Source organism: Candidatus Sodalis endolongispinus, assembly GCF_018777395.1.
Taxonomy (GTDB): domain Bacteria; phylum Pseudomonadota; class Gammaproteobacteria; order Enterobacterales; family Enterobacteriaceae; genus Sodalis_B; species Sodalis_B endolongispinus.
On the sequence record NZ_JAFJYC010000001.1, the window covers coordinates 2,362,519 to 2,382,501 of the forward strand.

General features: G+C 57.7%; 16 protein-coding genes and 3 pseudogenes. 18 read left to right on the plus strand and 1 reads right to left on the minus strand.

Features of this window, described 5'->3' with window-relative positions; translation table 11 throughout:
• The first annotated feature begins 50 nt into the window (after positions 1–50).
• The 10 genes and pseudogenes from miaB to JZM24_RS11465 all read left to right on the plus strand — a co-directional run bounded on the left by miaB (position 51) and on the right by JZM24_RS11465 (position 10,222).
• The gene (miaB, locus tag JZM24_RS11420; RefSeq protein WP_215669705.1) at positions 51–1,475 is read left to right on the plus strand and encodes a tRNA (N6-isopentenyl adenosine(37)-C2)-methylthiotransferase MiaB; all 1,425 of its coding nucleotides are present in this window, start codon (positions 51–53) and stop codon (positions 1,473–1,475) included.
• 224 nt (positions 1,476–1,699) lie between these two features.
• A pseudogene (locus tag JZM24_RS11425) lies at positions 1,700–2,800 on the plus strand (PhoH family protein).
• Positions 2,797–3,255, plus strand: a complete 459-nt coding sequence (gene ybeY, locus JZM24_RS11430) for an rRNA maturation RNase YbeY (protein ID WP_215669706.1) — start codon at positions 2,797–2,799, stop codon at positions 3,253–3,255. The pseudogene JZM24_RS11425 and the gene ybeY overlap by 4 nt, the downstream one beginning before the upstream one ends.
• Positions 3,256–3,306: 51 nt before the next feature.
• Entirely contained in the window at positions 3,307–4,185 is an 879-nt protein-coding gene (corC, locus tag JZM24_RS11435) for a CNNM family magnesium/cobalt transport protein CorC (RefSeq protein ID WP_215669707.1), read from the plus strand.
• A gap of 7 nt (positions 4,186–4,192) precedes the next feature.
• On the plus strand, positions 4,193–5,722 hold the full coding sequence (gene lnt / locus JZM24_RS11440) for an apolipoprotein N-acyltransferase (protein WP_215669708.1): 1,530 nt from the start codon (positions 4,193–4,195) through the stop codon (positions 5,720–5,722).
• A gap of 9 nt (positions 5,723–5,731) precedes the next feature.
• Positions 5,732–6,313 carry an MSMEG_1061 family FMN-dependent PPOX-type flavoprotein gene (locus JZM24_RS11445; protein ID WP_215669709.1) on the plus strand — a complete coding sequence of 194 codons (582 nt, stop codon included), beginning with the start codon at positions 5,732–5,734 and terminating at the stop codon, positions 6,311–6,313.
• A gap of 715 nt (positions 6,314–7,028) precedes the next feature.
• Positions 7,029–7,925 (plus strand): amino acid ABC transporter substrate-binding protein, encoded by an 897-nt coding sequence (locus JZM24_RS11450; RefSeq protein ID WP_215669710.1) that lies wholly within the window; start codon positions 7,029–7,031, stop codon positions 7,923–7,925.
• 157 nt (positions 7,926–8,082) lie between these two features.
• Positions 8,083–8,823, plus strand: coding sequence for an amino acid ABC transporter permease (locus tag JZM24_RS11455; protein WP_215669711.1), 741 nt, complete (start codon positions 8,083–8,085; stop codon positions 8,821–8,823).
• Positions 8,823–9,500 (plus strand): glutamate/aspartate ABC transporter permease GltK, encoded by a 678-nt coding sequence (gene gltK / locus JZM24_RS11460; RefSeq protein ID WP_215669712.1) that lies wholly within the window; start codon positions 8,823–8,825, stop codon positions 9,498–9,500. The genes JZM24_RS11455 and gltK overlap by 1 nt, the downstream gene beginning before the upstream one ends.
• Entirely contained in the window at positions 9,497–10,222 is a 726-nt protein-coding gene (locus JZM24_RS11465) for an amino acid ABC transporter ATP-binding protein (RefSeq protein ID WP_215669713.1), read from the plus strand. The genes gltK and JZM24_RS11465 overlap by 4 nt, the downstream gene beginning before the upstream one ends.
• Positions 10,223–10,384: 162 nt before the next feature.
• On the opposite strand, the pseudogene JZM24_RS11470 reads toward JZM24_RS11465, so the two are convergent.
• Positions 10,385–10,842, minus strand: a pseudogene (locus tag JZM24_RS11470) (zinc ribbon-containing protein).
• A 268-nt stretch (positions 10,843–11,110) separates the two neighbouring features.
• Here JZM24_RS11470 and leuS point away from each other — a divergent pair.
• The 8 genes and pseudogenes from leuS to mrdB all read left to right on the plus strand — a co-directional run bounded on the left by leuS (position 11,111) and on the right by mrdB (position 19,983).
• Positions 11,111–13,693, plus strand: coding sequence for a leucine--tRNA ligase (gene leuS / locus JZM24_RS11475; protein WP_215669714.1), 2,583 nt, complete (start codon positions 11,111–11,113; stop codon positions 13,691–13,693).
• Between the two features lie 14 nt (positions 13,694–13,707).
• Positions 13,708–14,268 carry an LPS assembly lipoprotein LptE gene (gene lptE / locus JZM24_RS11480; protein ID WP_215669715.1) on the plus strand — a complete coding sequence of 187 codons (561 nt, stop codon included), beginning with the start codon at positions 13,708–13,710 and terminating at the stop codon, positions 14,266–14,268.
• A 34-nt stretch (positions 14,269–14,302) separates the two neighbouring features.
• Positions 14,303–15,334: a DNA polymerase III subunit delta gene (gene holA, locus JZM24_RS11485; RefSeq protein WP_215669716.1), complete on the plus strand. Its 1,032-nt coding sequence runs from the start codon at positions 14,303–14,305 to the stop codon at positions 15,332–15,334.
• Positions 15,327–15,980: a nicotinate-nucleotide adenylyltransferase gene (gene nadD / locus JZM24_RS11490; RefSeq protein ID WP_215669717.1), complete on the plus strand. Its 654-nt coding sequence runs from the start codon at positions 15,327–15,329 to the stop codon at positions 15,978–15,980. The genes holA and nadD overlap by 8 nt, the downstream gene beginning before the upstream one ends.
• 173 nt (positions 15,981–16,153) lie before the next feature.
• A pseudogene (gene rsfS, locus JZM24_RS11495) lies at positions 16,154–16,448 on the plus strand (ribosome silencing factor).
• Between the two features lie 3 nt (positions 16,449–16,451).
• The gene (rlmH, locus tag JZM24_RS11500) at positions 16,452–16,922 is read left to right on the plus strand and encodes a 23S rRNA (pseudouridine(1915)-N(3))-methyltransferase RlmH (protein ID WP_215669718.1); all 471 of its coding nucleotides are present in this window, start codon (positions 16,452–16,454) and stop codon (positions 16,920–16,922) included.
• Positions 16,923–16,959: 37 nt separating this feature from the next.
• A complete protein-coding gene (gene mrdA, locus JZM24_RS11505) occupies positions 16,960–18,864 on the plus strand; it encodes a peptidoglycan DD-transpeptidase MrdA (RefSeq protein WP_215669719.1) in 1,905 nt (634 codons plus the stop codon).
• A gap of 6 nt (positions 18,865–18,870) precedes the next feature.
• Entirely contained in the window at positions 18,871–19,983 is a 1,113-nt protein-coding gene (gene mrdB / locus JZM24_RS11510) for a peptidoglycan glycosyltransferase MrdB (RefSeq protein WP_215669720.1), read from the plus strand.

Consider the following 19,983-nt stretch of genomic DNA (forward strand, 5'->3'; position numbering starts at 1 on the left):
CTGCGCAAGCCTGCGGGCTTTTTAATACTGCATTGAGTAATAGCAAGCTGATGACCAAAAAACTCCATATCAAAACCTGGGGCTGTCAGATGAATGAGTATGATTCATCCAAGATGGCCGACTTACTGGATAGCACCCACGGCTATCAGTTGACGGACAACCCCGAAGAGGCGGATGTCCTGTTGCTAAATACCTGCTCTATCCGGGAAAAAGCACAGGAGAAGGTGTTCCATCAGTTGGGGCGCTGGCGCATGCTGAAGGAAGCCCGACCGGACTTGATCATCGGCGTCGGCGGCTGCGTGGCATCTCAGGAAGGCGCCCATATCCGTGAGCGGGCCAATTACGTGGACATCATTTTCGGGCCACAGACGCTGCATCGCCTGCCGGAAATGATTAATCATGTCCATGGCACCCGCAGTCCGGTAGTGGATATCAGCTTCCCGGAAATCGAAAAATTCGATCGCCTGCCGGAACCGCGCGCGGAAGGGCCGACCGCCTTTGTCTCTATCATAGAAGGCTGCAACAAATACTGCAGTTTTTGCGTCGTGCCCTACACCCGCGGCGAAGAAGTCAGCCGCCCGTGCGACGATATCCTGTTCGAGATAGCCCAACTGGCGGATCAGGGCGTGCGTGAAGTCAACCTGCTGGGGCAGAACGTCAACGCCTATCGCGGCGCCAGCTATGACGGCGGCATCTGCACTTTTGCCGAACTGCTGCGGCTGGTGGCGGCCATAGACGGTATCGACCGTGTCCGCTATATCACCAGCCATCCTATCGAATTCACCGACGATATCATCGATGTTTACCGCGACACGCCAGAACTGGTCAGCTTCGTGCATTTGCCGGTGCAAAGCGGCTCCGATCGCATCCTGACCATGATGAAACGCGCCCACACCGCGCTGGAATATAAATCCATCATCCGCCGGCTGCGCAAGGCGCGGCCGGATATTCAAATCAGCTCCGACTTCATCATTGGCTTTCCAGGCGAGACTCAGCAAGACTTAGAGCAGACGATGCAACTGATTGCCGACGTGAATTTCGACATGAGCTTCAGCTTCATTTACTCCGCGCGTCCCGGCACGCCCGCCGCCGATATGGTGGACGATGTCAGTGAAGAAGAGAAAAAGCAGCGGCTCCATATTTTGCAGGAACGGATCACCCAACAGGCCATGCAGTACAGCCGCCGCATGCAGGGCACGGTGCAGCGTATTCTGGTGGAAGGCACCTCACGCAAAAACGTGATGGAGCTGTCCGGCCGCACCGAAAACAATCGGGTAGTCAATTTTGAAGGCGCGCCGTCTATGATAGGCAAATTCGTCGATGTTGAGATCGTCGACGTGTATCCCAATTCCCTGCGCGGCGTCCTGTTGCGCACCGAAGATCAAATGGCATTGCGTAGCCATGAAAGCCCGGCGTCGGTCATTGCCCGCACCCGTAAAGAGAACGAACTGGGCGTGGGCATGTATCAGCCGTGACCCCTGCCCGCCAGCATCCCGGAGCGACGAGCCGCTCCGCCGCCATGCGGCTCACCTGCTTGCATTGCATTAATTGTGCCCCAATATACCTATAATCGTCTTTGCCCTTGACGCGTGGGCGGTGATGCTTCATTTATTATTAGCCATAGGCGATCGCTGCCGGCTCTGCCGGTGCATGGTCTGAGGTTCACCCTATCAGGGTTTTATATGCCGAGAGGACAGATTTGAACGTCGAAACTAAAGAAATCATGCAGGAACCCGCAGACAACAACCGTCTGTTGAGCCTCTGTGGGCCGTTTGATGACAACATCAAGCAACTTGAGCGCCGGTTGGGCATTAAGATCAATCGGCGTGATAATACCTTTAAACTGGTTGGTAAACCGCTGTGCGTTGATGCCGCCGCGACGATCCTCACCGCGCTGTACGTCGACACGGCGCCGCTGCGCTGCGTTATCGCCGATATCGAGCCGGAACAAATTCATCTGGCCATTAAACAAAACCGGGTGCTGGAGCAAACGGCGGAAAGCGTGCCCGACTATGGCCGCGCGGTGAATATACAAACCAAGCGCGGCATCATTAAACCGCGCACTCCTAATCAGTCGCAATACATCGCCCACATTCTCGATCATGACATCACCTTCGGCGTCGGCCCGGCCGGAACCGGGAAAACCTATCTGGCGGTGGCTGCCGAGGTAGATGCACTGGAGCGCCAGGAAATTCGCCGTATTCTTCTGACCCGCCCGGCGGTGGAAGCCGGTGAGAAACTGGGTTTTTTGCCCGGCGATCTCAGCCAGAAGGTCGACCCCTACCTGCGCCCGCTCTACGACGCGCTCTTTGAAATGTTGGGCTTCGGCTTCGAGCGGGTGGATAAACTGATTGAGCGCAATGTCATTGAGGTCGCGCCGCTGGCCTATATGCGCGGACGTACCCTGAACGACGCGTTCATTATTTTGGACGAAAGCTAGAACACCACCATCGAACAGATGAAGATGTTCCTGACCCGCATCGGTTTCAATTCCAAAGCGGTCATTACCGGCGATGTCACCCAGATTGACCTGCCGCGTCATCAGAAATCAGGCTTGCGCCACGCGGTGGAAGTGCTGGCGGAAGTGGAAGAAATCAGTTTCAATTTCTTCCATAGCGAAGACGTGGTGCGCCACCCGGTAGTGGCGCGGATTGTCAATGCCTATGAAGCCTGGGAAACCGCCGATCAAAAACGCCAGGAGCAACAGGCCGCCGAGCGCAAGCGCGAGGCCTTGGCGCAGAACAATGGCGCCGCCCCAGCGGGGCACGGTTCGTCCTCCTCCGGGGAGCCTAAGGCATGAGCGATGTGATACTTGACCTGCAGCTGGCCTGCGACGAAGCGAAGGGTCTGCCCGCCGAGGCGGATTTCCTGCGCTGGCTACAGGGCGTGCTGCCGCTGTTTCGCGACGGTGCGGAAGTTACCGTTCGCCTGGTGGACGAAGCGGAAAGCCATGAGCTCAACATGACCTACCGCGGCAAAGATAAGCCCACCAACGTGCTTTCCTTTCCCTTTGAGGCGCCGCCGGAAGTGGAACTGCCGCTGCTGGGTGATCTGGTTATCTGCCGTCAAGTGGTAGAGCGTGAAGCGCAGCAACAGGAAAAGGCGATGGAAGCACATTGGGCGCATATGGTTGTTCACGGTTCGCTGCATCTGTTAGGGTATGATCATATCCTGGATGAGGAAACCCTGGAGATGGAATCGCTGGAAACGGAGATCATGCAAAAACTCGGTTACCCGGATCCGCATCTGGCGTAAAAAGAGGCGTAATGCCCCGCTAATTATTAAAGAGTGAATTGACTAAACGCTATGAGCGACGACCATTCGCAGAGCAATGATAGCCCCAGTCCTAAGAAGGGCTTTTTTACCCTGATGCTAAATCAGCTGTTTCACGGCGAACCGAAAAACCGTGACGATCTTCTCGAACTTATCAGGGATTCCGAACAAAACGAGCTTATCGACCCCGATACCCTCGATATGCTGGAAGGCGTCATGGACATCGCCGAACAGCGGGTACGGGATATCATGATCCCACGCTCGCAGATTATTACGCTGAAGAAAAACCAATCGCTGCAGGAGTGCCTCGATGTCATCGTCGACTCAGCCCATTCCCGCTTCCCGGTCATCAGCGAAGATAAGGATCATGTGGAAGGGATCCTGCTGGCCAAGGATTTGCTGCCGTACATGCTCAGACACGATGAACCTTTTAGTATCGATAAGATCCTGCGCCCGGCGGTCGTGGTACCGGAAAGCAAGCGGGTGGACCGCATGCTCAAAGAGTTCCGCTCCCAGCGTTATCATATGGCCATCGTCATAGACGAATTCGGCGGCGTGTCCGGTCTGGTGACCATCGAAGATATCCTGGAGCTTATCGTCGGCGAAATTGAAGACGAATATGATGATGAAGAGGATCGGGATATTCGTCAGTTGAACCGCCACACCTTCACCATTCGCGCCCTGACGCCGATTGAAGATTTCAACGAGGTGTTTAACACGCACTTCAGCGATGAGGAAGTGGATACCATCGGCGGCCTGGTGATGCAGGCCTTTGGCCATTTGCCGGCGCGCGGCGAGGCCATCGATATCGACGGCTACAATTTTAAAGTGGCGCTGGCCAACAGCCGGCGCATTATTCAGGTGCACGTCAAGATCCCTGAAAACTCACCGCAACCCACCATGGAAGATTAAGTCCCCAATGGCCATCGCCCCACTGTTTGCACGCCAGCGGTTCCGCGCGCTGCTGGCGCTCGTTACCGGCGCCTGCGGCACCCTGGCATTTTCCCCCTACGATCTCTGGCCTGCGGCGGTGGTCTCGCTGGGCGGCCTGCTGGCGGTTACGCTCAACCGCAGCGGCCGGCAAGCCGGCTGGCTGGCCTTTGTCTGGGGATTCGGTCTATTCGGCACCGGTGTTAACTGGGTCTATGTCAGCATCGCGCAGTTCGGCGGCCTACCGGGCCCGGTCAACGTGGCGTTGGTGGTAGTGCTGGCCGCCTATCTGGCGCTTTATCCCATGCTGTTTGCCGCCCTGCTGGCGCGGCTGTGGCCGCGCACCAGTCTGTGGCGGCTGGTGCTCTGCGCACCGGTGCTGTGGTCGGTCACCGAATTTTTACGTGGTTGGGTACTGACCGGCTTTCCCTGGCTGGAGTTCGGCTACAGCCAGATAGACGGCCCGTTAAAAGGCATTGCGCCGCTGTTGGGCGTGCAGGCGATCACCTTCATGCTGGTGATGATAAGCGGGCTGGCGGCCTATGCGCTGGCGCAGCGGCGACTGCTGCCGGCTGTTGCCGCACTGGCGCTGCTGCTGCCCTGGCCTCTGCGCTCGTTGCACTGGTACCAACCTCAGCCGGAACGAGCCATTAACGTGGCGCTGGTGCAGGGCAATATTGCCCAGTCGATGAAATGGGAGGCAAGCCAGGTGGCGCCGACGCTGGAAATTTATCTGCGGCGTACCCTGCCGGCCCTCGGTAAGGCGCAGATGGTTATCTGGCCTGAATCGGCTATACCCGACGACGAGATTGCCCAAAACGCTTTCCTGACCCGGCTTGATGAACAGTTACGCCAGGGGCACACCCGGTTAATCACCGGCATCATCGATGCGCGGCCTACCCCGCACGGCTACCATTACTACAACAGCATTATCGTGTTGGGCGAATCCACACCCTACCGGTATCCGTCGACGGATCGCTACAACAAGCATCATCTGGTGCCCTTCGGCGAAACCGTGCCGTTGGCGAGTCTGCTGCGGCCGCTGGCGCCGTTGTTCAATCTGCCGATGTCATCCCTCAGTCAGGGACGTTATTTGCAGCCGCAGCTGCTGGTGGCCGGCATGAAGCTCACCGCTACCGTCTGCTACGAAATTATCCTGGGCGCGCAGGTGCGGGATAATTTCCGCCCCGATACCGACTTCCTGCTGACAGTGTCAAACGATGCCTGGTTCGGGCATTCCATTGGCCCGTGGCAGCATTTCCAGATGGCGCGCATGCGCTCGCTCGAGTTGGGGCGGCCGCTGCTGCGTAGCACCAATAACGGTATCAGCGCGGTTATCAACGCCGACGGGACGCCGCAAGCGCAATTGCCGCAATTTACCCGTGACGTGCTTAACGTCCGCGTGACCCCGACGCAGGGGCTGACCCCCTACGCCCGTTTCGGCGCCTGGCCGCTATGGATTGTTACGCTGCTGGCCGGATTTACCGCGCTGGTTTTTGATCGCCGCCGAGGCGCCTGAGGAAATGGCATGCTGCTTGATGAACGCTATGTGCTAAAGGACAGCGCGCAATTGCGCGACTACTACGCCGCCCCGCATCCCGGCGTGCTGCATAAACAAATCGACCATGTGGATGATTATGCGCGCCGGCTTATTGCTCTGTCGCCGTTTATCGTGCTTGGCACGCAGGGGCCCCGCGGGTTTGATTGTTCGCCGAAGGGCGGCGAACCTGGCTTTGTGCAGGTAGAGAACGCCAAGATGCTGCTGCTGCCGGATCGCGGCGGTAATAATCGCCTGGACGGATTGACCAATTTGCTGCATAACCCCGCCGTCGGGCTGTTATTTTTGATCCCCGGCTGGTCAGAATGTTTCAGAGTGAACGGCCGGGCGCAGATTTCCGTCGATCCGGCGCTGTGCGCGCGCTTTGCCCAAAATGGCGCCTCCGCGAAGAGTGTGCTGGTTATTCGGGTCGATGAAGCGTTTATTCACTGCGGCCGCGCGATCGGTTTCGCCGGTCTGTGGGAAAGCAGACAACAGCAGGATGTGGCGCAGTTGCCGAAGGCGCTGGATGTTTTCAAAGCGCATGTCGCCCTGCACAAGGCGGCACTTTAGCGAGTCCCACCAGGACGCGCGGCACCGGCCCGCGTTCTTGCGCCGCCCCCCTGACTCGCCACTCGCCTTGCGGCTGCGCCAACCCCCTGTCCGCCCGTTAGCTGCTCCCCGCTACGTCGCTTTCGCCTCAGACGATACGTGTTGTCTTGTCTGCCGCCGGCGCGTGAATCTTCCTCAAACAGCAAGCCGAAAGGCCGTCAGTCCGACGGAGTTTCAGTCCGACAGTTAGAGGACCCTTTTGTCCTTCTGTACTTTAGTCCTTAGTTAATTCAATCGTTCGTTGGCTCATGAGCCTAACGCCCGATAAGGGAACCGTTATGCGCCGCTGCGCCGCCTGCGGGATAGTGCTATCGAATGGCCGGCGTGCTGCTCCATAGCGGGGCAATAGTTTCATCTTGCATGAATATTGCTGCCAATTATTTCGTTGAACATACCAAGCCGGCGTCACGAGACAGGGGGGCGGACCATGGCGTCGTCGCGGTGCAGGTCATGCACCAGTAACGAGCATAGCACCGTAACCTGCCGCATTTTAGTGCGCAGCGGTTCTCAAAACTTCAACATTTTGGTGTCAGTTTATTTACATTACGCCATTTTAACGGTAATTCTCTTGACGAATCCGTCCCAAAAGCGGGTCTGACTTCAGGCCGGCTTGCCGCCACAGGGCCGCCGGACGCTGATAGGTCTGATACCGTAATCACAGCAAAGGAGCAGGAAGATGCACATGCGCAAATTGGCGTTATCGTTAGTGATGATCGGCATTGCCGCCAGTCAGGCTCATGCCGAAGAGTTAACGGGTACGCTGAAAAAAATCAAAGACAACGGCGTCATCGTGGTGGGTCACCGCGAATCGTCCGTTCCTTTCTCCTACTATGACAACCAGCAGAAAGTCGTGGGCTATTCGCAAGATTACTCTAACGCCATTGTGGAAGCCGTCAAAAAGAAAATTGACGCGCCGAATCTGCAGGTGAAATATCTGCCCATTACGTCCTCCAATCGCATCCCGCTGCTGCAAAACGGCACCTATGATTTTGAGTGCGGCTCCACCACCAACAACCTGGAACGTCAGAAACAGGTGGATTTCTCCGATACGCTGTTCATTATCGGCACCCGCCTGGCGGTGAAAAAAGGCGGACCAATCAAGGACTTTAGCGACTTGGCCGGTAAGACCGTCGTCGTTACCGCCGGAACCACGTCGGAGGTGTTGCTCAATAAGCTCAATGATGAGAAACAGATGAAAATGCGCATCATCAGCACTAAAGATCACGGCGACTCTTTCCGTACTCTAGAAAGCGGCCGCGCGGTGGCCTTCATGATGGATGATGCGCTGCTGGCCGGCGAACGCGCCAAATCGCGCAAGCCTGATCAGTGGTATATCGTCGGCACGCCGCAGTCGAAAGAAGCCTACGGCTGCATGCTGCGCAAAGACGACGCCCCGTTTAAGACGCTGATGGATGACACTATCGCCCATATCCAGACCTCCGGCGAAGCGGAGAAATGGTACGACAAGTGGTTTAAACAACCGATCCCGCCTAAGGATCTGAACATGAACTTTAGCCTTTCGGACGATATGCAAGCACTGTTCAAATCCCCTAACGATAAAACCGTAAACTAATAACGATAATAAGGGCGGGATTGCCCGCCCTCTTGATTGCTGACCATAGGCCCGGACAAGACAGACGCGCCAAGGCCGTTCCCCAAAGCGCGGGAATAAGGGGCCATTCATCAATCTTCATGGTAGCGCTCGCTACCCTTTTTTACCGGAGTTTTTTATGTCAACAAATTGGAACTTGGGGATCTTTTTTGAAGCGGCACCGTTCGGCAACACCACCTATTTAGGCTGGCTATGGTCAGGCTTTCAAGTCACCATCGCCGTGTCGTTCTGTGCCTGGATTATTGCCTTCGTTGTAGGTTCGCTGTTCGGTATTCTGCGCACGCTGCCTAACCGGTTTCTGGCCGGGATCGGGACGTGTTATGTTGAGCCGTTCCGTAATATTTCTTTGATAGTGCAGCTGTTTATCTGGTATCTGGTGGTGCCGGAATTGCTGCCGGAATCCATCGGCACCTGGTTCAAAGCCGAGCTGGATCCCACTATTCAGTTTTTCGTATCCTCTATGCTGTGCCTGGGGTTGTTTACCGCCGCGCGCCTTTGCGAGCAGGTGCGTTCCGGCATTCAATCGTTGTCCAGAGGCCAGTTGAACGCCGCGCTGGCGATGGGGCTCACGCTGGGGCAGGCTTACCGCTATGTCCTGCTGCCCAATGCTTATCGAATCATCGTGCCGCCGATGACCTCGGAAATGCTTAACCTGGTGAAAAACTCGTCGGTCGCCTCGACGATCGGCCTGGTGGAAATGGCCGCGCAGGCCAGCAAACTGCTGGATTATTCTGCCCACGCCTACGAGTCTTTTACCGCGATTACCCTGGGCTATCTGCTCATCAACGCCGTGATTATGCTGGTAATGCATTTTGTCGAACGAAAAGTGCGCCTGCCGGGCAATCTGGGGAGCAAATAATGTACGAATTCGACTGGAGTTCCATTGTGCCAGGCCTGCCTTACATGCTGCAATGGATGGCCGTAACGCTGAAAATCACCTTCACCGCGGTCGTCGTCGGCATCCTCTGGGGCACCATGCTGGCCGTCATGCGCCTGTCTCCGATCAAAGCTGTAAGCGCCTTTGCCAAAATATACGTCAATCTTTTCCGTTCGGTGCCGCTTTTGATGGTGCTGTTATGGTTCTATCTGGTGGTGCCGGGCCTGCTGCGAAAGGGGCTGGGGTTGTCGCCGCAAACCGATATCCGGCTCATTTCCGCCATGATTGCGTTTTCGCTGTTCGAGGCGGCCTATTATTCGGAAATCATCCGCGCCGGCATCGTCAGTATCGCTCGCGGACAATCCTCCGCCGCGCTGGCGCTGGGCATGACGCACTGGCAATCCATGCAATTGGTGATTCTGCCGCAGGCGTTTCGCGCCATGGTGCCGCTGCTGCTGACGCAGGGTATTGTGCTGTTTCAGGATACCTCGCTGGTGTATGTGTTGAGTCTGGCCGACTTCTTCCGTACCGCTTCCTCTATCGGCGAGCGTGACGGTACGCAGGTGGAAATGGTGCTGTTTGCCGGTTTGGTCTATTTTGTCATCAGCTTGAGCGCGTCGACGCTGGTGAACTATTTGAAAAAAAGGACGGTTAGATGATTTCCCTGAAAAATATTTCCAAGTGGTATGGTCACTTTCAGGTGCTGACCGACTGCTCTACCGAGGTCAATAAAGGCGAAGTGGTCGTAGTGTGCGGCCCTTCCGGCTCCGGTAAATCGACGCTTATCAAAACCGTTAACGGCCTGGAACCGATTCAGGAAGGAGAAATCCTTGTCAACGGCATCAGCGTTAGCGACAAACGTACTAATCTGGCGCAGCTGCGCAGCAAGGTGGGCATGGTGTTCCAGCACTTTGAGCTGTTTCCCCACCTGTCGATTATCGACAACTTGACGCTGGCGCAGGTGAAGGTATTAAAACGCGACAGAGGGGCGGCGCGCATCAAAGGACAAGCCCTGCTGGAACGGGTGGGTCTGGCGGCGCACGCCAGCAAATTCCCGGGGCAGCTGTCCGGCGGCCAGCAGCAGCGCGTGGCGATAGCCCGGGCGCTGTGCATGGATCCGGTGGCGATGTTGTTCGATGAACCTACCTCCGCGCTGGACCCGGAAATGATAAACGAAGTGCTGGATGTCATGGTGGAACTGGCCCAGGAGGGGATGACAATGATGGTGGTCACCCATGAAATGGGTTTTGCGCGCAAAGTGGCCAACCGGGTTATTTTCATGGATGAGGGTCGCATTATCGAAGACACGCCGAAGGAGGCGTTTTTTGCCCATCCCCAATCGGATCGCGCCCGCGATTTTCTAGCGAAAATCTTGCATTAATCGCGCCACCGTCCGGCAGGGGGCCACGCTTTCCCTGCCTTACGGCGCCTTCCTTACGCCTCCCCGGGCGCCGCAAGGTCGAGCCGTGATGACATGCTGTGTAAAACGCTACCGTACGCCGGCCACACGCCTTTTGTCGTTTCTGACCTATTGCCGGCGTCCTCAGTGGAACGGCTGACGATGAAACTCATCGAAGCCGCAATACGGGCAAAGCGGCAAGGTTTCCGGGGTATAGAACGCCAGCGTATGATGACAGCGTTCGCACGCCAGATTACCCAGACCGAACACTTCTCCGCTGTGGTAGACGCCGTGGTGGCTGACGTCCTTGAACACCTCTTTCCATTCCAACTGCGTCCGATCGGTAATATCCGCCAGCCGTTGCCATAATCTCTCCTTGATCATCCGTAAAAACACGCTTTCGTCGTAACTGCGGGCAAATTCCTCCAGATCCCGGCGCACCGCGCGGGTCACGTTTTCCACTTCCAGGGGGTAAGATCACCGCTGGCCAGCAGGCGATGGCGGGCATCCGCCTCAAGCGCATCGATATCCCGTTCCCCTTGTTCCAGCCGCTGGGTCAGCGAAGTAAGCAATTGATGGTAATGATGCGCGACCTTGTCCATTATTTTCTCCTTGACCGGCGGCGCTGCCGGCGTGTTGTCATCGTCTTGATTATTTTAGTTCAAAACGGTGGGCGCGCCCGGCGTTGCCCCCTGGCGCGAGGCGGATTTGCCACACTCGCCGCGAATATCGGCAGAAAAACGGCCCAGCCGGGCGCTGGGTGTTGTTGCCACTATCGCTTATCAGCTATGCTAGTCGGATCCTAACATTATGCTTCATACGCTCCCTGCGCGAGCGTCGCCGTATTTCACTTAAGGACCACTGGCTGCCATGCAAGAGCTTTATCGCCCGGAAGAGATAGAATCCACCGTCCAGCAACACTGGCATGAAAATGAGACGTTCAGGGTTACTGAAGATCCTGGCAAGGAAAAATACTACTGCCTCTCCATGCTGCCCTATCCTTCCGGCTGCCTGCATATGGGGCATGTACGCAACTACACCATCGGTGATGTTATAGCCCGCTATCAGCGCATGCTGGGCAAAAACGTCCTGCAGCCTATCGGCTGGGATGCGTTCGGCCTGCCCGCCGAAGGGGCCGCGGTGAAAAACAACACCGCGCCGGCGCCCTGGACCTATGCCAATATCGATTACATGAAGAACCAGCTGAAACTGCTGGGCTTCGGCTATGACTGGAGCCGTGAGGTCACCACCTGCCGCCCGGACTATTACCGCTGGGAGCAGTGGTTTTTCACCCGCCTGTATGAAAAGGGGATGGTGTATAAAAAAACCTCCGCGGTCAACTGGTGCCCGCAGGATCAGACGGTGCTGGCCAACGAACAGGTGATTGACGGCTGCTGCTGGCGCTGTGACACCAAGGTCGAGCGCAAGGAAATACCGCAGTGGTTCGTAAAGATTACCGCCTACGCCGACCAGCTTTTGTACGATTTGGACAAGCTGGAGAGTTGGCCCGAGCAGGTAAAAACCATGCAGCGCAACTGGATCGGCCGCTCGGAAGGGGTGGAAATCACGTTCCAGGTCGCAGACAGCGAAGAGACGCTAACGGTCTACACCACGCGCCCGGACACTTTTATGGGCGCGACCTACGTCGCGGTGGCAGCGGGTCATCCGCTTTCGCTGCAGGCGGCGGCATCCAATCCAGCCCTGGCCGACTTTATCCATGAGTGCCGCACCACCAAAGTGGCGGAAGCGGACATGGCCACGATGGAGAAAAAGGGCATGGCTACCGGCCTGCACGCGGTGCATCCGCTGACCGGTGAGATGCTGCCGGTTTGGGTTGCCAACTTTGTGTTAATGGAATACGGCACGGGTGCGGTCATGGCGGTTCCGGGGCACGACCAGCGCGATTTTGAGTTCGCCCGCAAATATGACTTGCTGGTGAAACCGGTTATTCGCAATGCCGACGGCAGCGAGCCGGATCTTAGCGTTCAGGCGATGACCGAAAAAGGCGTCCTGTTCAATTCCGGTGAATTTGATGGTCTGGACTATCAGGCGGGCTTCAACGCCATTGCCGATGCGCTGGTAGCGCGCGGCGTCGGTGAGCGCAAGGTCAATTATCGCCTGCGTGACTGGGGGGTTTCCCGCCAGCGCTACTGGGGGGCGCCGATCCCAATGATGACGCTTGAAGACGGTACCGTCGTGCCGACACCGGAAGATCAGTTGCCGGTTATTCTGCCGGAAGACGTGGTGATGGACGGTATTTCCAGCCCGCTGAGAACCGATCCGAGCTGGGCAAAAACCACCTACAATGGCCAGCCAGCGCTGCGTGAAACCGATACCTTCGATACCTTTATGGAATCCTCTTGGTATCCTCACCGCTACACTTGCCCGGATTATGACCGCGGCACGCTCGATCCGGCCGCCGCCAACTATTGGCTGCCGGTGGATCAGTATATTGGTGGCATTGAACACGCCATCATGCATCTGCTGTATTTCCGTTTCTATCATAAGCTGCTGCGCGACGCCGGCCTGGTCACCTCCGACGAGCCGGCCAAGCGTTTGCTGTGTCAGGGGATGGTGCTGGCCGACGCCTTCTACTATCTGACCGCCAGCGGCGAGCGCATATGGGTATCGCCGGTGGATGTCAGCGTGGAACGCGATGAAAAAGGCCGCATTGTGAAAGCGGCCGATGCCACGGGTCGCGAGCTGGTGTACGCCGGCATGAGTAAAATGTCGAAATCGAAAAATAACGGCATCGACCCGCAGGAGATGGTAGAGAAATACGGCGCCGACACCGTGCGCCTGTTTATGATGTTTGCCTCACCGGCGGAAATGACCCTCGAATGGCAGGAATCCGGCGTGGAAGGGGCCAACCGGTTCCTGAAACGCGTCTGGAAACTGGCCTATGAGCATACCCAGCAGGGCCCGGTGGGCGCACTGGAAATCGCTGCCCTGAACGACGAACAAAAGGCGCTGCGCCGCGAGCTGCATAAAACCATCGCCAAAGTCACCGACGATATCGGCCGCCGCCAGACGTTCAACACCGCCATCGCCGCCATTATGGAACTGATGAACAAGCTGGCGCGCGCGCCGCAGCAGTCCGGGACAGATCGCGCCCTGCTGCAGGAAGCCCTGGTGGCGGTCGTGCGGATGCTTTATCCTTTCACCCCGCATGCCTGTTTCACGCTCTGGCAGGCGCTGGGCGGCGAAGGGGACATTGATAACGCGCCGTGGCCGGTCGCGGACGAGGCCGCCATGGTGGAAGACGCCAAGCTGGTGGTCATCCAGGTCAACGGCAAGCTGCGCGGCAGAATTACCGTGCCCGCGGATGCGGAAGAAGCCCTGGTGCGTGAACGCGCCTCCCAGGAACATCTGGTGGCGAAACATCTTGAAGGGACCACGGTGCGCAAGGTGATTTATGTACCGGGTAAACTACTTAACCTGGTCGTGGGTTAACAGAAGGAGGCGTTGTGCGATATCGTACTTTAGCACTGGTACTGGGCCTGGCGGTGACCATCACCGCCGGCTGTGGTTATCACCTGCGCGGCACCACAGCCCAGGTGCCGACCGAAATGAAAACCATGACCCTGAACAGTTATGATCCTTACGGGCCGCTGACTCGCGCCGTGCGCGCGGAAATGCGTCTGAACGATGTGACGCTAGTTGACGACGACGAGGACAAAAACAATACGCTGCCGTCGCTGCGTATTGTCAATTCGTCGGAAAACCAGGTCACCGCCTCGGTATTCCAGGACGGTAAAACCGCCGAATATCAGATGACGCTGAGCGTTCACTCCCAGGTGCTGATGCCCGGCAAAGATTACTATCCTATCGACGTGAAGGTTTATCGCTCGTTCTTCGATAACCCGTTGACGGCGCTGGCGAAGGATGCCGAAGGGGATATCATTCGCCAGGAGATGCGCCAGCAGGCGGCGCAGCAGCTGGTACGCAAACTGCTGACGGTGCATGCCGCCGAAGCGGCGGATAACGCGCTGGACGCGAAATTGAAACAGCAGCGGCCGGCGGCCTGATGAACCGGCCCCAGGTGAAGCGGCGGTCAGCGCCATGATCCGGCTGTATGCCGAGCAACTGGGTGCGCAATGGCAGGACGCATTGCGCCCATGTTATTTGCTGTTCGGCAACGATCCGCTGCTGCTGCAGGAAAGCCAGGATCGCATACGCGAACGGGCACAGGCGCAGCACTTCGACGAGCATTTCAGCGTCACGCTGGACGCCACAACCGACTGGGACGCAGTATTCAGTCTGTGCCAGGCGCGCAGTTTGTTCGCCAGCCGGCAAACGCTGCTGCTTGTCCTCCCTGACGGCGGCATCAACGCCGCCATGGCGGAAAGATTGCTTCAATTGGTGTCGCTGCTGCATGACGACTTGCTGTTGATACTGCGCGGCAGCAAGCTGACCCGCGCCTTGGAGAACGGCGCCTGGTTCAAGGCGCTGAGTCAAAGCGCGGTGCTGGTGAGCTGCACCACGCCGGAGCAGGCACAGCTGCCGCGCTGGGTGGCTAGGCGTGCCGGGAGCATGAAGCTGATGCTGGATAATGCCGCCTGCCAGCTACTGTGCTATTGCTACGAGGGCAACCTGTTGGCGCTGGCCCAGGCGCTGGAGCGATTGTCGCTGCTTTATCCCGACGGCAGCCTGACGCTGCCGCGGGTCGAAGCGGCAGTGAACGATGCCGCGCACTTTACGCCGTTTCACTGGGTCGACACCGCGCTGGCGGGCAAAAGCAAACGCGCTGCGCATATTCTGCGTCAGCTGCGGTTGGAAGCCACGGAGCCGGTCATCCTGCTGCGCAGCATTCAGCGCGAGGTGCTGCTGCTATTGACGCTTAAACGGCAAACGGCCGCCGCGCCGCTGCGTACCCTGTTCGACCGCCATAAGGTGTGGCAGAACCGCCGGCCGCTGCTGACGCAGGCGTTAGGGCGGCTTACTCTGGCGCAGTTACGCGACACGGTGGCATTGATGACCAAAATCGAACTGGCGCTCAAGCAGGATTATGGCTACCCGGTATGGTCAGATCTGAACGCTTTGGCGATATTGTTGTGCGGCAAAACGCTGCCCGCGGCCATGCTTGATGTCTGAACGCGCCCTCACCGCCTTTTACGGCGGCACGTTCGACCCCATTCACTACGGCCACCTGCGGCCGGTTATCGCGCTGGCGCGCCTGGTCAACCTGCAGCGGGTGGTCCTGCTGCCGAACAATGTCCCGCCGCACCGGTCACAGCCAGTGGCGTCTGCGCAGCAGCGGCTGGCGATGGCGCGGCTGGCGATTGCAGAATTGCCCAATCCCCCGTTCACCCTTGATGAGCGCGAACTCCAACGTCCAACGCATTCCTATACGGTAGAGACGTTTGAAACGCTACGCCGCGAGTATGGACCGGACGCACCGCTGGCCTTTATTATCGGCCAGGATTCGCTGCTTACCCTGCCGCAATGGCATAGCGGCCTGGAATTGCCGGGGTTATGCCACCTGCTGGTGTGCGCCCGTAACGGTTATGACCACGGGATGGCCGAGGCGCACGACAATCGCTGGCTCACCCGCCGGCTGACCCGCGATCCGCAGGCGCTGCACCGGCAACCGGCGGGGCTTATCTATTGCGCGGCCACGCCGAAGCTGGCCATTTCCGCCAGCGACATCCGCGCGCGCTATCGGGAAGGCCGCGCCTGCGACGGCCTGCTGCCGCCCTCGGTGCAAGGTTATATTGACGTACAGGGCTTATACCGTTAGTGTGCGCGCCATGCTATGCTAGGCGCCTTATCTTCGCCGGCCTGGCCGGCGCTGTTAATCTCTGCTCATTCCGCGGTCAACCGGCGCCTGACAGCTATCCCATTGACTAGCGTCACCCTGTTTGAGCGTGGCGCGCGCGAAGCATACCGGAGGGGGAACCTTTGCTTGATACCATGCTCAAAGATTTTGTTGTAGACAAGATAGACGATTTAAAAGGGCAGGACATTATTACCCTCGACGTGCGCGGCAAGTCGAGCATTACGGATTGTATGGTGATCTGCACCGGCACCTCCAATGTCGATTGCCGACCATGTGGTACAGGCGTCGCGTGCCGCCGGGCTGATGCCGCTGGGCGTGGAAGGCGAAAACGCCGCCGACTGGATCGTGGTCGACCTGGGTGATGTGATTGTGCATGTAATGCAGGAAGAAAGCCGCCGTCTGTATGAGCTGGAAAAGCTCTGGAGCTGAGGGGTGAGACTGCAGCTTATCGCCATCGGCACCAAAATGCCGGACTGGGTGCAGAGCGGGTTTAGCGACTATCTCAAGCGCTTTCCCAAAGATATGCCCTTCGACCTGATAGAAATTGCGGCCGGTAAGCGCGGCAAGAACGCGGATATCGCACGTATCCTGGACAAGGAAGGCGAGCAGATGCTGGCAGCGGTAGCAAAAGGGAACCGCATTGTGACGCTGGACATCCCCGGCGCGCGCTGGGAAACACCGCAACTGGCGCAGCAGCTTGAGCGCTGGAAGCAGGACGGGCGCGATGTCAGTTTCCTTGTCGGCGGGCCAGAGGGGCCGGCCCCCGCCTGCAAGGCAGCCGCCGAGCAAAGCTGGTCGCTGTCCCCGTTAACTTTACCGCACCCGCTGGTCCGGGTGCTGGTCGCGGAGATCCTGTATCGTGCGTGGAGCATTACTACCAATCACCCTTATCACCGTGAGTAACGCGGTGACAATGATTAATGTGAATTAATTCCGCTGAATGAAAATAGAACGTAACCCCTTTCGCGACTATTCAGCCGAGTCGGCGCTATTTGTGCGCCGCGCACTGGTGGCGTTCGCCGGCATCTTGCTGCTGAGTGGCGTCCTCATCGTCAATCTGTACCATTTGCAAATTACCCGCTTCGAGGATTACCGCACCCGTTCCAATGAAAACCGCATCAAGCTGGTGCCCATCACGCCGAGCCGCGGCATTATCTACGATCGCAACGGCACCCCCCTGGCGCTAAACCGCACCATTTATCAGTTGGAACTGGTACCGGAAAAGGTGGACAATTTAGCGCAGACGATTGCCGACCTGCGCCCGATTGTCGATTTGTCCGATGACGATATCGCCAATTTTGAAAAAGAGCGTAAACGCTCCCGCCGTTTCACTTCGCTTCCGCTCAAAGTCGGCTTAACCGACGTGCAGCAGGCACGCTTCGCCGTTAACCAGTACCGCTTTCCTGGCGTCGAAGTTAATGGCTACCAGCGCCGCTATTATCCCTACGGCTCGGCACTCACCCACGTGATTGGTTATGTGTCAAAAATCAACGACCGCGACGTGGAACGTCTGGATAAAGAAGGAATTCTGCCGAACTATGCCGCGACCCACGATATCGGCAAATTGGGTATCGAACGTTACTATGAAAATACCCTGCACGGTAAAACCGGCTACGAAGAAGTGGAAGTCAACAACCGCGGCCGGGTTATTCGTCAGCTACATGAGCAGCCGCCCCAGGCGGGAAAAGATATTACCCTGACGTTGGATTTAAGCCTGCAGCAATATATCGAGAAACTGCTGGCCGGCAGCCGCGCCGCGGTGGTCGTGGTGGATCCCCGCGACGGCGGCATCCGCGCGCTGGTATCCAACCCGAGTTACGATCCCAACCTGTTTGTCGACGGTATTTCCAGCAAGGAATACCATGCGCTGCTGGAAGATGAAAACCGCCCGCTTATCAATCGCGCCACCCAAGGCGTCTACCCACCCGCCTCCACCGTGAAACCCTATATTTCGGTGTCGGCGCTCACCCTTGGCGTCATTAATAAAAACTTCACGTTATTCGATACGGGCTGGTGGCAATTGCCCGGATCGGAGAAACGTTACCGCGACTGGAAACGCTGGGGACACGGCCGGTTGAACGTCACTCGGGCGCTGGAGGAGTCGGCGGATACCTTTTTCTATCAAGTGGCGTATGACATGGGCATCGACCGGCTTTCCGAATGGATGAGCAAATTTGGTTACGGCCAGTACACCGGTATCGATCTGTCCGAGGAGCGCGCCGGCGTGATGCCGACCCGCGAATGGAAAGTCGCGCGCTTTAAAAAACCCTGGTACCAGGGGGATACCATTCCCGTCGGCATAGGCCAGGGCTACTGGACCGCTACGCCGCTGCAAATGTCCAAGGCGCTGATGACGCTGATTAACGACGGCGCGGTGCGTAAGCCGCATCTGCTCTCCGGCACGCGGGAAAACGGCCGCCAGGTTTCCTATCGTCAGCCGGAGCATGTGCAAATCGGCGATCCCCATTCCGGCTACTGGGAGCTCGCCAAAGACGGCATGTACGGTGTGGCCAATCGGCCCAACGGTACGGCGCGCAAAAGTTTCGCCGACGCACCTTACAAAGCGGCGGCCAAATCCGGTACCGCTCAGGTGTATGGCCTGAAGGCCAACGAAACTTATAACGCCCACAAAATTGCCGAGCGCTTGCGTGACCATAAACTGATGACCGCTTTTGCCCCCTATGATAAACCGACGGTCGGGGTGGTAGTCATTCTGGAAAATGGCGGCATTGGCCCGGCGGTCGGAACAATTACCCGCCAGATCCTGGATCATATCCTTCTGGGCGATAACACCACGGACTTACCCGCGGAGCCGCCCGCCACGCCCGGCAGCGAGAGTGATTAACCCACCATGACTGATAATCCGCAACAAACTTCCCTGTGGAACAAGCTGCACATCGACGTGATGCTGCTGTTGTTCGTTACGCTGCTGCTGGTGTACAGCGCCCTGGTGGTGTGGAGCGCCAGCGGCCAGGATGTCGGCATGATGGAGCGTAAGGTTGCCCAGATAGTGATGGGTCTGCTGGTGATGCTGGTAATGGCGCAGGTGCCGCCCCGCGTCTATGAGGCCTGGGCGCCGTATCTGTATATCTTCTGCGTGTTTCTGCTGGTGCTGGTGGACGCGTTTGGTCAGATAAGTAAAGGCGCGCAACGCTGGCTGGATCTGGGCATTATCCGCTTCCAGCCGTCGGAAATCGCCAAAATCGCCGTGCCGCTAATGGTCGCGCGCTTTATCAACCGCGACAGTTGCCCGCCGTCGCTGAAAAATACCGCTATTGCGCTGGTGCTAATTTTTGTGCCCACGCTGCTGGTGTCGGCGCAGCCCGATCTGGGCACCGCTATCCTTATCGCCGCCTCCGGCCTGTTCGTGCTGTTACTGTCGGGAATGAGCTGGAAACTGATCGCCGTCGCCGCGCTGCTGGTGGCGGCGTTTATCCCCGTGTTGTGGTTCTTTTTAATGCACGATTATCAGCGCGATCGGGTGATGATGCTGCTCGATCCTGAAACCGACCCTCTCGGCGCCGGCTATCACATTATTCAGTCAAAAATCGCCATCGGCTCCGGCGGCCTGTCGGGCAAAGGCTGGCTGCACGGCACCCAATCGCAGTTGGAATTCTTACCGGAACGCCATACCGACTTTATTTTTGCCGTGCTGGGAGAGGAGCTGGGGCTGATTGGCGCTGCGGTGCTGCTGGCGCTTTATCTTGGCGTAATCATCCGCGGCCTGGTGATCGCAACGCGGGCGCAAAACACCTTCGGTCGGGTAATGGCGGGCGGTTTGATGCTGATTTTGTTCGTTTACGTATTCGTGAATATCGGTATGGTTAGTGGTATCTTACCGGTGGTTGGCGTGCCGCTGCCGTTGGTAAGCTACGGCGGTTCGGCGCTCATCGTGTTAATGGCGGGGTTTGGTATCGTCATGTCGATACATACTCATCGGAAAATGTTGTCCAAAAGTTTATAG